This window comes from Selenomonas sputigena ATCC 35185 (assembly GCF_000208405.1).
Lineage (GTDB): Bacteria > Bacillota > Negativicutes > Selenomonadales > Selenomonadaceae > Selenomonas > Selenomonas sputigena.
Genome location: NC_015437.1, coordinates 76,890 through 92,598, shown reverse-complemented (window position 1 = coordinate 92,598; position 15,709 = coordinate 76,890). Strand labels below are relative to the sequence as shown.

Genomic DNA, 15,709 nt, shown 5'->3' with positions numbered 1-15,709 from the left:
GCCGATCTTGACATTGCCGCCGAGCGTCTTGATATTCTTTCCGCTTGCAACGCTGACACGACCGCCCGCACGGTGGTTCGTATCGGATGTAATGTCCACATTGAGCTTGCCCGCCGTCGAGCTGATATCAGCGTTGATATTGACGCTTCCCGTCGCCTTCAAGGAGAGGGTCGCGTCGCCGCCCGCCGTCTTGTTGATGGCGTCCGTCACGGTGATGGAGTGATCGTCATTTCCCGTGAGGTTCGCCGTCTGGATGGTTACAGATGTACCGCCGTTCAGCGAATTGGTGACGGTCTGCACGTCCGCCTGAGAGCCAGCTTCGGGGTCCCCCGTCCCTCGCGTCTTGACCTCAATATCGCCGGGATCGATCAGCCACTCGCCCGCCTTGCCCGCCGCTGACGAAGCATCGACGCGTCCCGTGATCTGCACCTTCTTGCCCGAGGTCTCGACCGCGCCGCCCGCGCCCGTGCCTGCACCGCGTGCCGTGATCTCGCCCGCGAACTTCGTCCTGCCGTCCGACCAGACGGCGACCGTGCCGCCCGCGGCATCCGCTGCCGTCGCATCGGCACGCACCGCCGCGCCGCGCTCAACCGTGACATTCTCAGCGTGCGCGAGGTCGCCCGTGCCCTGCCAGCCGCCGCCGATCTCAACCGTGCCGGCTTTCGCGCCGCTCACGTCCGTCACGCTGCCTGCGGCAAGGCGCACGTCGTTCGCCGTCATGCGGATTGCCCCCGCCTTGCCGTCAAGGCTCGCGGCACGCACGACGCCCTCCTGATTGACAGCAGAGGAAACGAGCGCGTCGCCCGTCGCCGCTGTCATGAAGACGAGTCCGCCGTCCGCTTCGACGATGCCCTTGTTCGTGACGCTCTCTTTCATCGCCGCTTTCGACGGCACGACCGCGACCTTGCCGTCGCCCGTGAAGTCGAGCGTGACGTCCTCGGCCGCCGCGAGAACCGCCGCGCCCTTCTTGGCGACGATGACGCCTTCATTGACGACATCCTTGCCGAGAAGCGCGACTGCGCCCGCATCCGCCGCACGAAGCGTGCCGCGGTTGATGACCTTGCCGCTCTCAGCTGCGCCGACGAAGGCATACTTGCCCGCCATGAAGTCGGCGTTCGTAATGTTCATCGCCGCAGCCGTGATCGCGCCCGCATCGACTTGTGCGCCGGGCGCAAAAAGGACGCCCGCCGGGTTGACGAGGAAGACGCGCCCGTTCGCCGTAAGCGTGCCGAAGATTTCCGAAGGACTGCCGCCGAGCACGCGGTTCAAAAGTGCAGCCTGAGCATTCGGCTGGAAGATATTGACGCGCTCGTTTGCCGCGATGTTGAAGCTCTGCCAGTTGATGACGGCGTTCTCAGTCGCCTGATGAATTGCCATCTCCGCCTGGCTCTTAGCGATGTCGGCAGCGCCCGCCGCGACTTCACCGCCCTGCGGCAAGGCGCTGGCAGGGCTGCTTGTGCCAACGAGGGCTGCGCCCGCCGCCACGATGCCGACGCCGCCCAAGAGGGCGCGGCGCACGTTCTCCTGCAGGCGCAGCAGGAAGGGATTGCTCTCGCCGCGCTCTTTCCTCGCGCGGCGCTGCTTTTTCATGAAGCGCATGGGTATTTCTCCTTTTTCGTCTGAAACCGATATTGGGGAATCACTGATAAATTCAGCCACCCATCTTCACACATCTGGGCGACCTCATTTTATCAGCGTTTCTTAGAAGAATTTATACAGTTGGAACCAGAACCTGCCGCTGCGATCCGTGTCGGAAGTCGCCTCTTCACGGCCGATCTTCCAAGCGTAGTGCAGATGCGCGACCCAGTTCGCCTGATTGCTCCAATTCACACCGACGCCCGCGCCGTAGAGGCTGCGGCTCTGCGGCCCTGTATAGCCCGACCAGCCGTCGTGGTAGAGCCCTACATGACCGCCGTCGACGAAGGCAATGAGCTGCCAGATATTCTCGTCGCCCTCGCGCGTCGGCAAGTTCCAGCGAAGCTCCGAAGTCCAGCGCCAGCCGTCGTCGCCCGACGCTTCGCCGACAGGGTAGGCGCGTACGCCGTAAGGCCCGCCGAGCGAGAATTTCTCCGAGGAATCGAGGTTCTTGTTCGCCCACTGGCGGCTGTACGAGAGGTAGAGCGAGAGACGATCGTCTATGTGCTGCAGGCGCGTCAAGTTCAAATTCCACTTGCCGAAATGACCTGCCGTCCGCGCGGTAGCGGCATCGTAGCGGCGCTGCACTTCATCGTCGATGGAGAGGTCGCCATACGTGTAATTGAGCGCGAAGGTGTTGCGGCCGCCCGTCCAGATATGGTCGAGGTTGTCGCCGTTGATGCCGATGACCCAGTTTTTCGCTCCCTTGGGATTCTTGTACGCCATGCCCTTCGCTTCGTCCTCAAGATCCTTCCAGTCGAAGCGCAGCGTGCCGTAGAGGTTGAAGTCGCGGCTGCGCTGGAAGTTGTGCTGCCACCAAAGGCTCACGGTCTCCGACGTGCCCGTGTAGTCAAGCGCAGAGAACGCGCCGCCCAGCGTGTAGTGCGAGCGCGCGTAGCTGACGCCGACGCGCTCGCCCTGCTTGGCGAGCGGCGTCGAATAGGACGCCGATCCCGACCACATGCCGCCGTTCGACACGACGCCGCCGACGGAGAAGAGGTCGCCCTCGCGGAACGGACTCGCGTAGTTGAAGAAGGCGCTGTACTGGTAGCGTCCCGTGTAGCGGTAGCCGCCGTTGTCGACGCCGACGTAGCCCCACATGCGGTTGCCTTTGTTCTTGACGTCAATGACGATGTCCGACGTGCCCTGGCGGCTGCCCGCCTTGATCTGTGTGCGCGCCTCGACGCGCGAAAGGTCGTTCGTCAGCCAGACGCCGCGGTTGAGCGGCGCTTTCTTCACGAGTTCGCCCGAGGAAAGCCCCATCTCGCGCCGAATGGCATTTTCTGTCAAATACGAATTGTTGTTCACGACGACCTTGTCGTAGCGGCCGGGCACGATCGTGAAGTCGACCGTGCCGTCTGCGAAGTCCTGCGGCGCGAGGTAGGCGAAGGCAACGAAGTATCCTTTGGAACGCAGGTATTTCGTGACCTCCGCCGCCTGCTCTTCGAGGTCGGCGAGACGCGCGTACTTGAGCTTGTGCGGCTTTAAGAGCGCACGAAGCTCCTCGTCCGTCACGGGGTTCTCGCCCGAGAACGTGTAGCGGCGCACGAGGATCGCGCTCTCCGCAGCCTGCTGCTCCGCCTGCCGCAGCGCAGGGGCTTCCACGCCCACCCGCGTCACGTCCGGCGAGGCGGCTGCCTCCGCTCCCTCGGTCTTCGGCACGTCGACGGCGCTCGCACCCATCATCGGCGCTTCGCCCGCCGCCGCACGCACCATGGCACGCTGCGCATCGCCCGCCGCATCTGAAACCGTTCCCGCTTCAGCGCAAAAGGGGGTGAGCACAGCGCTGAACAAAGCGAGCGTGACGGCAAAGGACAGACGCCTGCATCGCTTTACAGCAAAAGGCCTGTGCCGCATTTTCTCTGCATCCTGCATCTTCATTCGCATCGTTCCTTCCATGACTTGCCATCGTTCTTCACGACGGCTTCCAAAAGTATCAACCGCACTTGTATGCTATATATTAGCATAATTCGGGCTTTTTTCCTAGCGGATATTAGCTATTTCTTTGCGGTCTTGCAGAAATAGGGATTTTTGACCTATGCGAGAACGGGGTTTTTCGTACAAAAAAAGGCAGGCGACAGCTGCCTGAATGTGCTATACTATAGACGGTGTTGCTTCTAATCGGTAGGCGGTCGATTCTTAGCCCCTGAATGGCGGTCAACGTCAGCCAATCGCGTCTCGCCTTCGGCTCACGCTCTTGGGACGTTTTCGCATACGAGCCGTTTGCCAATCAGCTACGCCCACGGGCTTGCTTCTTGGACGGCTCAGCAGGGGGATAGCCCATGGAACTGTACGATTTTTTGTCGTTCGTTTTCCTCGTAACGATTTGTATCGTTACCTTAAAGGCAAAATAAGAAAACCCGCCTTCAGTTTCCAGACGTAGGCGGGTTTTCTAAATCCAAACGCGAGTGGGGCTGACCGTTTACCAGCAACACCCTTTTCAGGTTCATTATACGACACGCTGCGCCTTGCGTCAAGGAATCACTGATAAATTCAGCCGCCCACCTTCACACATCTGTGCTCGCCTACCCCTCGCATGCTTCCGACGGGTAAAAAAAGGAGGAGTCTCGCACGCGATGTGCGGCTCCTCCTTATCGCTCTATCGCGAATGTGAGATTCCTCCGATATGCACAAGATGCACTCAAAGCAGACTATGCCTCCTGCCAAGCTCCTGCACGCGCTCCATGGAGAACTTTGAAAGGCGCGCGATGGTTTCCAGCGGCAGCTTGTCACGCAGCATCTCCAAGACAATAGCGACCTTCCCTTCCTCGCATCCCTCGGCACGCCCACGTTTCATGCCGCGCTCGATGCCTTCTTCAAGGATGGCTTCTTCAAAGTCTTTTTGATTCCATTCAAAATTCACCATATCGACAACCTCCCTTTCGTGTTGCTGCAAAAATTCTGCCATGATATCATGTTCTTCGCAATATCGCATGGCCTCGCGAATGGCTTGCGCCCTTGCCATGCCGCTCGTCATATTCTTTTTGATTCGATCGATGAAGAAGCTATAGTCATGAAGCGTTCGGCTTTTCTGGAGGAGTATTTTCGCCTCGTCGTAGCTGATATTGTGGAAGCATACCTTCAATTCCAGGTTGATATTTTCATCCGACTCCGGCTTCCTATACGCATCGGACAGCTTCATCTGATACGTTTCAGGCATATCGCCGTCTCCCGAATAGAATACATGGAATTCCGGCGCGGGAAGTTCGATCCGCGTGTTCTGATACAGCTTCTTCGCTGGTACGTATTGACGCCATTGTTCACAGACATAGTAAAGGCAACGCAATGCCATGTTCTTGTTCGCCGTGCTCTGATGCTCCATGAAGATCAGATGCTGCTGTGCCAGCAAGAAGGATATGTCATTCTTGATCTGTGACAAGAAGGTTCCGTCAAGCGTCACGATCTTCAGCGGATCTCGGGCATAGGAACGTCCATGCAAAGCGCCCGCCACTTCTTTCAGGCGTTGTTCATCATTGAAGTAGAGGCGGAATACCGTATCTTGATACTGTCTGCCTTTCGCTTCTTTTTCCATGGCTGCTTCTCCGTTTTGCAAGCGTTGTTCTTCTGTCTCCCATTATATCATATATCATCGCGCACAAACAGGCAGGTGGCAAAAAGAGCTGCGATGCGTCGGCTTCAACGCCACGCAGTCCCACCGCCGATATGCTCGAACTTCGACATCTTCTCCTGTATAGCAAAAAGGCGTGGACAAGATGCGTCCACGCCAACCCCTGAGCTTTCAGGTCATGGTTTCCCATGTCTTGCAGAAGCTGACCGATTCGTCTGCAGCCTTCGGCCCGATTTCCTGAGCTTTCCTGGGAAACCCGTTTTCCCACAGCGGGATCCGTGCCTTCTCCGTCCGCTATTCTTTCAGGCACGCGGCGAAAACGATCTGATTCATCAGCACCGTCGGGTTCGTCGTGTTGATCTCAGCGGCTTGCGCGAAGGCTCGCCACGCTTCTCGGTATTTCTTCTCGCGCACGAGGGCGATGCCGATGTTGCTCTGGGCGTTCGCCGACTGCGGCACGAGGGCGAGCACGCGCTCGAAGTCTCTCATCGCAGCATTGTTCCTGCCCGCCTTGAGATTCATGACGCCGAGGTTGTACCATGCGTAGACGAAGTCGGGCTGCGCCTTGATCAGTGCTTCGAGGTCGGCCTTCGCACGTTTTTCATCGCCCGCTGCCGTAAAGAAGAGTGCACGATCATAGAGCGCTGCCGCGCTCTTCGGTGAGAGCCGAAGAGCCGCCTCCAAGTCAGCTGCCGCCCTCTCGCTCTCGCCGCGCTTCGCAAAGACGATGGCGCGATAGACGTAAGCGGCGGCATTTTTCTTTTCGGCGAGCTTCTTCTCGGCGAAGGCGAGCGAGGCGTCGCTCGCGTCGGGCGTCGTCGCTTCGCGGCAGAGCAGCAGGATGTCCTGCCCATAAGAGGTGCCCGGCACGGCCCAGACGCCGTTGAGTCCCGTCCAGTGCTTGATCTTGCCGTAGATGTCGGTGCGGTAGAGGCGCACGAGATCGTAGCGCGGATCGACGAGCGGCGCGTGCGGTCTCTCGGTCGTCGCGTATGCCATGAGGTGCTGAATGTGAGCGCGCACGCCTTCTTGCGGCGTGGCGAAGTACGCGCCCTTGGCCTTGTTGCCCGTCGCGCCGAGACCGCAGTAGTTGTTCTGAGCGGGCAGGACGTCGCCGCCGTAGGCGAAGAATCCCGTCTCCTTCAATGCCTGGCAAAGGGCGATGTCAGCACGCACGCCTTCCGCCCCTGCCTCCTCGTAGTAGAGCCGCACAATCTCCTCGACGGAGCAGGCGAGCTTCGGCTGCGGATTGCGCCGCCGGATGAAAGCCGCCATCTGCGCCTGCGTCGCCTCCGCCGCTCCTAGGATCTCGATGCTCTCGGGCGGCGCCTCCTCCTCCAAGATCGGCTCGGTCAGCGGCTCGGCAATGAAGAAGCGTACCTCTGCCGCCGCCTTCTCGTTGACCTCGGCGGGAAGATCTGCCGCAAAATGCGGACGGGCGACGAACACGGGCACGGCAGCATCCTTCTTCGCGCCCGTGTCTGTCGCCGCCTGTGCGCCCTGCACGGCGGAGTCGGGCGTCCCTTGCGCGGCCTGCGCCACGGACGGCAGTGGCGCTCCCGCGCACGCGGCGAGGAGCGCCGCCAGGGCGGCTCTCGCCAGAAGACGCCGCATCGTCCCCGTCATTTTTCCTTCGGGCATAAAGTTCCTCCATCTTCTTTCACGTCGTAAATCTTCCAGCCGTTGCGTCCCGCACGCTTCACATCGTAGAGCGCCGCGTCCGCCGCCATGAAGAGATCGTCGTAGTTCGTGCCGTGCAGGGGCGCGAGCGCTATGCCGATGCTCACGGAGAGCAGCGAGCGGTCGTCGCGCACCTCAAGCTCCTGCGCCGCCGTCATGAGCCGACGCGCGTGGTGCTCGACGGCGACGAGGGTCGTCACGTTCGGCATGAGCACGGTGAATTCGTCGCCGCCGAAGCGCCCGATGTGATCCGACTGGCGGAAGATCGAGCGCACCTCCTGTGCAAAGCGGCGCAGGACGTCGTCGCCCGCCTGATGGCCGTAGGTGTCGTTCATCTCCTTGAAGTGGTCGAGATCCATGACGAAGAACGCATGAACCGCCCCTTCCTTCAATGTTCCTCCCAGCATCTCCTCGCAAGCGGACTGGATCGCCTTCTTGTTCAAAAGCCCCGTCAGAGGGTCGATTTCCGCCTCCTGCTTGTAGATGTCGCGCGCACGCATCAGCTTCTTCTGCTCCTCGACCGCCTTTTCCAGCTCCTCGTTCTTCGCGAGCAGCACCTCCGACTGGCGTCTCTGCACACGAGAGCGCTCGATGAGGAACACGGCGATGAACACGGAGAGAAGGAAGACGACGGCGAGCGCCACCGTCTGCATCGGATAGCGTGCGACGATGGCGGTCAGCGTCAGACGCCCCGTCATGTGCTCGTTGACGATCTCCTGCACGCGGCGCGGATCCATCTTCAAGATGCCCTTCGTCATGACGGACTGCAGGACGCGCGGCTGCTCGCCCGAAATCGCGATGCTCACGGGGATCTCCGCCGAATGACTCGCGAGCACGACAAGGCTCGGATGCATCGACAGGAGGCTGCTCTGCTGCAGGAAGAGCGAGGGCAGAAGCGCGAAATCACAGCCGTCCTCCTCGATCATGCGCAGGCAGTCGACAGGCTCGTCAACCGGCACGATCTGCCAGTTCGGATGCTGCATATTCAGGTAGGTGCGCATGCCATGAAACCAGCGCGGCAGCGCGACCCGCGCCGTTCCCGTCGGCACGTCGCCCGCGCCGCGCCGCACAACGTAGGAGAAATCTTCCGTCGCAAAGGTCGCCGTGAAGAAGAGATCCCGCATCGACGGCAGGTTGTTGTAGACGCAGAAGAAGATGTCTGCCTCGCCCTCGCGCAGCATCTTCAGCGCATGTTCGTTGTCCTCGGCGCGCACGAAGCGAAAGCGCAGGCCGAGCGTCTCGCCGAGCGCCTGCAGAAGGCTCGGATAAATGCCCTCGGGCACGCCCTTTTCCAAACGGTCGCCGAAGAACGGCTCATGTCCGCCGACGTAGACGACGCGCAGGTCGGGCGCGGATGCCAGGTAGGTATTTTCCGACGCATTGAAGCGCACGAGCTGGTTCTGCGCCCGATCGAGAAAGGCCTTGCCCAGATACGTCTCGAAGCTCGGATTGACCCTTTCCGTATAAAGGATCGTATCGCTGAGGTTCTTCAGCAGACCTTCCCGCTTCTTCGCCGCGATGAACTTCGCGGGCATGAGCGCCACGCGCAGGAGCAGCTTCTCTCCGTCCTTTCGACGGCTCGCGCTGTCCAAGATGGCGTCGACTTCGCCCCGCGCAAGCGCCCCGTGCAGCGCCTCGGCGGTCTGATGCTCGACGACGTCGACGCGCACGCCCTGCTCGCGCACGAGCGGCATCAGCGCATAGGAATACAGGCCGTCTTGGAGCACGCCGATCCGCATGTTGGCGAGCACGGCGGGATTGTTCGTCTCAAGGGAGGAATCCTCGCGCACATAGAGGGAGAGGATCGAATACGCCGCGCTGTCCACGCTGAAGGAGAACGCTCCTTCGTCACCGGGCATCTCGCGCGCAGGGAAGTACATGTCGATGCGCCCCTCGCGCAGCATCTCGCGCGCCGTCCACTCGTCCATCTCCACATATTCGTACTGCCAGCCCGTGCTGCGCGCCACCTCGTTGAGGTAGCGCTTCGCGTAGTTGAACAGCAGCCGCTCGGGCGATCCGTCGGGAAAGGACGAGACATCGAGGCAGCCGACGCGCAGCACGGGCGCAGAATCCATCGCATGGAGCAGACGCTGCGGCGCAAGCAGCATGAGCAGGACGAAAAAAAAGATGATGCCGCAGCGCATGACGGGATTCATTTCCAACACCTCTCCTGCAGTTCTCGGACGAACCGCCCAATGTACAGTTTGACACTGACTATAGTATAGCAGATTTTTCCTGAATTTTCACTACATAAAATTCCAGACTTTGCTATAATGATGGAAAAGAAGTATGGACGAAGGAGAGACTGCCATGAAAATTTTTCAAAACGATTGGGAGGGCCTGCTCACCGACGAGATGAAAAAGCCCTACTATCAGGAACTGCGCCGCTTCCTCATCGAAGAGTACCGCACGCGCCGCATCTTTCCCGATATGTATGCGATTTTCAATGCGCTCCACTACACATCCTACGCCGAAACGAAGGTCGTGATCCTCGGCCAGGATCCCTATCACGGCGAGGGGCAGGCGCATGGACTTTCCTTCTCTGTGCAGGCGGGCGTCGAGCCGCCGCCGTCGCTCAAGAACATCTTCGAGGAGCTTTCCAGCGATCTCGGCTGCAGGACGCCGAACAACGGCTGCCTCGCGCCGTGGGCGAAGCAGGGCGTGCTGCTTTTGAACACCGTGCTGACCGTACGCGCCCACGCCGCCGCCTCGCACCATGGGCACGGATGGGAACAGTTCACCGACCGCATCATAGAGCTGCTCTCAGCACGCGAAAAGCCCCTCGTCTTCATCCTCTGGGGTGCGCCCGCACGCCGCAAGAAGGCGATGATCGCCGCCCCGCCGCACGCCGTCATCGAATCGGCGCACCCGAGTCCCCTGTCCGCCTTCCGCGGCTTCTTCGGCAGCCGCCCCTTCTCCCGCGCCAACGCGTTCCTCGAAAGCACGGGGCAGACGCCGATCGACTGGCAGCTGCCCGATGTTTGATCTGTAGAAGCTATAGAGATCAACCAAAGAGCAGCGCAAGCGATGCATATCGTTCATTCACGCTGCGATTCGGCACATTTGCAAAACTTTATTGCACATAAAGCGACATTTTGTTACACTTGGTAATAGGCATCAAAATAGTATCGTATTATCCACTAGGGAATGCCTGCGTGTCGGACATTCTCACAGAGCGGGTTCACCTGTCCCGTTTATTTCGTTTTGGAGGGCATTTCGATGGGCAAGAGCATATTTTCGCGGGCAGGGCTGATCACCGCGGAGGACAAGAAGGACTTGGAAAAGCGGCTCGAAGAGCTTGAGCAGGCGATCGACGACATGCACGACGCGCGCCGCCAGCAGGATCGCGACTCGATCCGGCGCGAGCGCTCCATCCTCAGCCGCATCGACGAGGTGGAGCGCTCGGTCGCCGAACGTCTCGACGCGATGCAGGCGGGACTCGTGCGCGAGATCAACGCCCTCGCCCGCAGCCTGCCGCGCGACCTCTCCGCCTTCCGCAGCGGTTCCGGCATCGACACGAGCGCACTCGGCACGATGATGCAGAAGGAGATCGCGCGTCAGATGGCCGCACTGCACACGGCGCAGGAAAAGGGCACGCAGGATCTCAAGGACTCCCTCGCGCTCACCCTGCAGTATGTGGCGAGCACGCAGGAGCAGGGATTCGCCGACCTTTTGAAGCGTCACTCCGCCATCGAGATCGGCCTCGTGGAGACAGCCGGACAGATCGCCGAGGACATCGAGCGCGAGCACGAGGCGCTTTCGGGACGCATCGCTTCCTTGGATACGGCGCAGCGCGACAACGGCGAGGCGGCGAAGGAGCGCGAGCGCAAGCAGGACGAGCAGACGCACCAGCTGCAAAAGTTCCTGCAGCACGCGGCGACCGCCTTGGAAACACTCGCAAAGAAGCAGGACATCGGCCTCATGGAAGGGCTGCTGCGCCTGCAGGAAGCAAGCCAGCGAACGCAGGGCATGATCGAGGACGCCGAGGAAGATGCGCAAAAGGAACCGCCCTCGCTCCTCGCTGAAAAGAAAAGCGCCTCCTTCCTCATCCTGCCGAACGGGGTCAAGCGCCCTTGAGCGGCGCCATGACGAGCGGCGGCTTCCTGCGTGCCGCCGAGTCTCTCGCGGCGCGCGCCTGTGCGATGGCAGCGCAGCCTGTGCAGCAGCAGGCGACTGTGCCAAAAAGCGCCGAGCGCGGCCTGCGCGTCGCCATGCTCGCGAGCGGCAGCAAGGGAAACGCCGCGTACATCGAGCTGGACGGCACACGCCTCCTCATCGACGCCGGCATCAGCGCACGCCGCATCACGCGCTCGCTCGCCGACCTCGGCGTCGACGCCGCCTCCCTCGACGGTGTCTTCATCACGCACGAGCACAGCGACCACATCAAGGGACTGCCGACGCTCTTGAAGCAGTATCACCTGCCGCTCTTCGCGCCGCCCGCGACGCTCCGCGCCATAAGGGAGAGCCTTGCCGTGCCCGAGGACACGTTCACGCCGCTCACCGGCAATGTCATGCTCGGCGCGGTCTCGGTCAAGAGCTTTTCCACGCTGCACGACGCCGTCTCGCCCGTCGGCTACGCCGTCTGCGGCAGCGAGAAGTGTGCGCTCGCGACCGATCTCGGCTTTTTGACAAACGACGTCATGACCGCCATCGAAGGCGCGGACGCACTGATCTTAGAAGCCAACCACGACCGCGAGCTGTTGCAGCGCGGCTCCTATCCGTGGCACTTGAAACAGCGCATCCTCTCGAACCGCGGCCACCTGTCGAACAGCGCGGCGGCCTGGGCGCTCGTGCGCCTCAAGAAGCGTCCGCGCGCCGTCTTCCTCGCGCACATGAGCCAGGAGAACAACCGTCCCGAACTCGTTGAGGAGACCGTGCGCACGATCCTTGCGCAGCAGAACGTCCGGCAGGAAAACATCGTGCTCGCGGCACAGGACGTGCCGACCTGCTTCACCTTGACTTGATGCATCGTCGCAGGCAAAACTTCAGGACAACAACGAAAAAGGGGTCTGCCCACAGTCGGATTCGACTTACGGGCAGACCCCTGCTGATTTTCATGCAGACTGCATATACAAATGTCCAGTTCTTGCGGCTTCATAGTAAACTACACGCACAAACGTCCACTTTATGGACATTGTGCGCCGCCCTTACAGAAGCCTAGCCAATCGGTCTGCACCTTCGGCTTGACCTCTTGGGGCTTCATAGTAAACTACACGCACAAACGTCCACTTTGTGGACATTGTGCGCCGCCCTTAATGAAAGTTACCCAATCAGTCTGCGCCCTTCGGGCTTGACTTCTTGGACTTTCATAGTAAACACGGGGAGAGAATCAGTGGCTGGCCTACCTCCCCCGTGTTTGGTGAAACACGGCAGAATAGGCGTGTAGATCTTGATTGTCTACTTGCCGCAGACATAGTATAGCACATTGTCGACAGAATTGCACGAAATAAATCGAAAATCGGAAAAAAGAATCTTCTAATCTTTGGAAATACGCTGCTTCAAGAACTGCTCCTGCAAAAGAAAAGCCCTGCCGGATGCAGCGTCCGGCAGGGCTCCGGCAGCAAGGGAACAAGATCAAGCTATTTGCGCATCTGCAGGGCTGCGGCGCGATAGCGGTAGAGCAGTCCCAAGAGCATGAGAATGCCGAAGGTCGTGAAGGCCGCCAAAACAGCGGAGTCCGTCAGTTGGTACGTCACGGCGAGAGGAATGGCGATGATGAGCGATACCGCCGTCAATTCCATGTCGTCGAGGAAGAGGATAGCAAGCAGGATAACGAGAACTGCGGCCAATATGCCCATTTTCTACATCTCCTTTCCGATAGAGAAGAAACGATGAATACAGCGCTTGCACGCTTCTTTCCTTCTTTATCGAAACTTTCGAGGAGAAAATTAAGGCTTTTCGCCCATTTTATTTTCAGGTGTGCCTTTTTTTGCCGCTTCCTTCTCTTTTTTCTCCTGTTCCTTCTTCTCGCGCTCCTTGACGATCTTGTCGTAGGCTGCGGCATCGACTTCCTGCATGTACTCATCGGGGATGTCGCTCGCATTCGGCGCTTGCTTCCAGTATTCCTTGTAGGCGGCTAGCGCCGCTTCCTTCTCGCCCATTTCGCTATAAATTTCGCCGCGCATCTTGTAGATGTAGGGATTCTTCGCGTCGATCTCCTGCGATTTTTCGAGGTCGGCGAGGGCTTTTTCGCGGTCGCCCATCATGCGATAGACGTCGGCGCGGTTGAGGAAGTTGTAGATGTTCGCCGCGTCGAGCTCGACGGCATGATTGGAGTCGGCGAGTGCGGCTTCGTAGTCGCCTGCGACGGCTTTGGCTCTGCCGCGGATCGCGTAGTTTTCGGCGACGTTGTCGGGATTTCTCGCGGCGAAGGCGCGTTCCATGAGGAAGAGCGCTTCCTTCGCCATGCCGTTGTCGCTGTAGCGGTCGGCGTTGTAGCGCAGCTGCTTGACGTAGTCGCCCTTGGCGTCGAGCGCATTCTCGCGAATCTTCTGCCACGCGTCCGTGCGCTTCTTTTCCTCGGCGGCGACCTTTTCACGCATTTCCTTGTCCTTGCTGCTCGCATAGGCATTGCGCACGAGTTCTTCGAGGCGCTCTTCCGCATGATTGCGCATGACGAATTTCTTGAGCTTTTCGTAGACGCGGCTGTCGTCGAGGTAGGCGATGCGTGCGCCGGGCGCGGCAGAAAAGTGCCAGCCGTCGAAGGAGGCGTGGTCGTGGAACGCCTTGGCGATGCCGCCCGCGATGAGGTAGGCGTTCTCCGTCGTGTTGTTGTAGTCGGCGTCCCAGTCGGCCGAGAGGAGCTTTTCGCCGTCGATGAGGACGTCCGCGCCGTTTTCGACGGTCACATGCCCCATGCCGTAATTCGTCATCATGGCGGCAAGGCGCTCGACGCGCTCGTACATGGCGGGGTGATCGTTGTAGTTCGGTGCGTCGGGATTCTCGAAGGGATCTTGGTACTCGCCGATGTCCTGCGTTTCGTATGTCAGGTAGTAGGCCATGCGTGCCATGGCGGCCGCGCCGCCGCCGGGGTTGAAGCCCGCCGTCGTCATGAGGTGGAAGCCTCCCTCGTCCGCCTCAAGCTCGCTCGGCAATGTCACGTCCTTGGCGATGGCGTAGCCGACGACGGCATTGAGCTTCTGCCAGTCGAGGTTGTCCGCCGCCGAGCCGATGGCGATTCCCGCATACGATTCGGCGACGGCCTTGGCGTAGTTCTTCGCGCTGTGCTGCCGAAGGCCGTGCGTCATCTCGTGGCCGAGGACGGCGGCAAGCTCGTCTTCGTCGTGGTGCAGCGCACGCACGAGACCGCGGTTCACCGTGATGTAGTCGGTCGGATAGCAGGCGGCGTTGAAGGCCGCGCCCGCGTTCACGCGCCACAGGAAGGGCAGGGAGTTGATGGAGAGCGCGTATTCGCCGTGTTCCGTGATCCGGCCGAGCACGCAGTCGACGACCTCGCGGTCGAGGGCGTCCTTGTCCTCGCCGTTTTCCTCCATGTCCTGTTTGAGCCCGCTGATCTGGTAGTCGACGTTGTTGCCGATGGCAAGCATTTCCTTGAGCGTGCCCTGGTAGGCGAGGAAGCCGCCGATGGCAGACATGCCGATCATCACGGGATTGAGCGCCGCCGCCTCAGCTTGCGCCGCAAGGGGAAAGTGCGGCGCGAGCGGTGCGATGCTCAAGAGGCCGGCAAGAATGGCGGCGCAAAGTTTTTTCCCGATCTTCATGGTTGATTCCTCCTCAGAAAGTTGCTTCATTCAACATTTTCTTGACGAAGCGACGAATTTACCATGAAAGTCCAAGAAGTCAAGCCGTAGGCGCAGACTGATTGGCTCTTTCATGTAAGGGCGGCGCACAATGTCCACAAAGTGGACGTTTGTGCGTGTAGTTTTCACTGTCACAAGTCATCTGAGTTCCGCCGGATCGGCGTTGCGTCTATCAGCGTTTCCTCATGAAATCGAGGATGCCTTTTAACTTCCTATATAACAAAGGAGCAGCCATCCGAAGATGACTGCTTGATAAGCGAATGGTGCTCGGTACTGGATTCGAACCAGTGACCCCCACAATGTCAATGTGATACTCTAACCAACTGAGCTAACCGAGCGTATGTTGTGCAGGCTCGTACCTGCGAACAAAATGTATTATACAGAAAGCCGGAGGAAAATGCAAGTGTTTTTTTACGGAAATTATTTCATGGGAAGATTGCAAGTTTCATTGTCGCATCGTCCCGCCAAACCATTGGCAGCTTACGCAGCCGCAGTATACGAAGCTGCCGCATACGAATCGTGTATGCGGCGACTTTCTTCGCACACAAAAAGAGAAGCTGTGCACAAGCCGGATCCGGTTCATGCACAGCCCTCCCTCAATGCATCGTTTCCTTGCCACCCGTCACCTGCAGCACCTTGAGCGCCTCGCGGTGCGGCGCGAGGTCTACCGCCATCGCCGCCATTTCCAGGGCTTCCAGACGCGCGTTGATGTAGGCCGTGCTGCGACGTACCTCCTGCGTCATGCGGCACGCTTCCTGCGTCTCTTTTTCGAGTTCCGAAATCTGCCCGCTCGCCGCCTCGTAACGCGCATTGAACGCCTCAAAGCGTGCGTTCAGCTCGGCGAAGCGGCGGTCGAGCGCCGCGAAATGTGCATCGAACTCCGCCAGCTTCTCGTCGATCGCTGCCAGCTTCGCCTCGCCGCTCGCCAAGCGCTCGCTCACACGGCGGACATTTTCATCTAAGTTTTCTATATCATGGCGCGTCCATTCGCGCAAATTTGTGCTATCTTCCATTGCTTTCCCTCCAATTTTATTATACCACGACTTTTCTCCCTAGTCCAGAATGA

At 59.8% G+C, this 15,709-nt stretch carries 10 protein-coding genes, 1 tRNA gene and 1 pseudogene; 3 read left to right on the top strand and 9 right to left on the bottom strand.

Features of this window, described 5'->3' with window-relative positions:
• Positions 1-759: 759 nt before the first annotated feature.
• The 5 genes and pseudogenes from SELSP_RS12590 to SELSP_RS00395 all read right to left on the bottom strand — a co-directional run.
• Positions 760-1,590 (bottom strand): annotated as a pseudogene (locus tag SELSP_RS12590) (two-partner secretion domain-containing protein); the annotation flags it as partial.
• Positions 1,591-1,701: 111 nt separating this feature from the next.
• Positions 1,702-3,516 carry a ShlB/FhaC/HecB family hemolysin secretion/activation protein gene (locus SELSP_RS00410; protein ID WP_013740488.1) on the bottom strand — a complete coding sequence of 605 codons (1,815 nt, stop codon included), beginning with the start codon at positions 3,514-3,516 and terminating at the stop codon, positions 1,702-1,704.
• A gap of 760 nt (positions 3,517-4,276) precedes the next feature.
• Positions 4,277-5,167, bottom strand: a complete 891-nt coding sequence (locus SELSP_RS00405; protein WP_006192717.1) for an RpnC/YadD family protein — start codon at positions 5,165-5,167, stop codon at positions 4,277-4,279.
• A 330-nt stretch (positions 5,168-5,497) separates the two neighbouring features.
• Positions 5,498-6,844, bottom strand: a complete 1,347-nt coding sequence (locus SELSP_RS00400) for a glucosaminidase domain-containing protein (protein ID WP_013740487.1) — start codon at positions 6,842-6,844, stop codon at positions 5,498-5,500.
• A complete protein-coding gene (locus tag SELSP_RS00395; RefSeq protein ID WP_006192715.1) occupies positions 6,826-9,039 on the bottom strand; it encodes a transporter substrate-binding domain-containing diguanylate cyclase in 2,214 nt (737 codons plus the stop codon). Before SELSP_RS00395 ends, SELSP_RS00400 begins: the two co-directional genes overlap by 19 nt.
• A 154-nt stretch (positions 9,040-9,193) precedes the next feature.
• Between SELSP_RS00395 and SELSP_RS00390 the strand changes: the two genes are divergently transcribed.
• The 3 genes from SELSP_RS00390 to SELSP_RS00380 all read left to right on the top strand — a co-directional run bounded on the left by SELSP_RS00390 (position 9,194) and on the right by SELSP_RS00380 (position 11,847).
• Entirely contained in the window at positions 9,194-9,868 is a 675-nt protein-coding gene (locus SELSP_RS00390; protein WP_013740486.1) for a uracil-DNA glycosylase, read from the top strand.
• A 234-nt stretch (positions 9,869-10,102) separates the two neighbouring features.
• Complete coding sequence (locus SELSP_RS00385; RefSeq protein WP_006192713.1) at positions 10,103-10,960, top strand: hypothetical protein; 858 nt, start codon at positions 10,103-10,105, stop codon at positions 10,958-10,960.
• The gene (locus SELSP_RS00380) at positions 10,957-11,847 is read left to right on the top strand and encodes an MBL fold metallo-hydrolase (protein ID WP_407635828.1); all 891 of its coding nucleotides are present in this window, start codon (positions 10,957-10,959) and stop codon (positions 11,845-11,847) included. Before SELSP_RS00385 ends, SELSP_RS00380 begins: the two co-directional genes overlap by 4 nt.
• A 615-nt stretch (positions 11,848-12,462) precedes the next feature.
• On the opposite strand, the gene SELSP_RS00375 is transcribed toward SELSP_RS00380, so the two are convergent.
• From SELSP_RS00375 to SELSP_RS00360, 4 genes are all read right to left on the bottom strand, one after another.
• A complete protein-coding gene (locus SELSP_RS00375) occupies positions 12,463-12,681 on the bottom strand; it encodes a hypothetical protein (RefSeq protein WP_006192710.1) in 219 nt (72 codons plus the stop codon).
• Between the two features lie 90 nt (positions 12,682-12,771).
• Entirely contained in the window at positions 12,772-14,604 is a 1,833-nt protein-coding gene (locus SELSP_RS00370) for a M48 family metalloprotease (protein WP_013740485.1), read from the bottom strand.
• A 300-nt stretch (positions 14,605-14,904) separates the two neighbouring features.
• Positions 14,905-14,981: transfer RNA gene (locus SELSP_RS00365), tRNA-Val, on the bottom strand.
• A 258-nt stretch (positions 14,982-15,239) separates the two neighbouring features.
• Positions 15,240-15,656 (bottom strand): hypothetical protein, encoded by a 417-nt coding sequence (locus tag SELSP_RS00360; RefSeq protein ID WP_006192707.1) that lies wholly within the window; start codon positions 15,654-15,656, stop codon positions 15,240-15,242.
• Positions 15,657-15,709 lie beyond the last annotated feature (53 nt).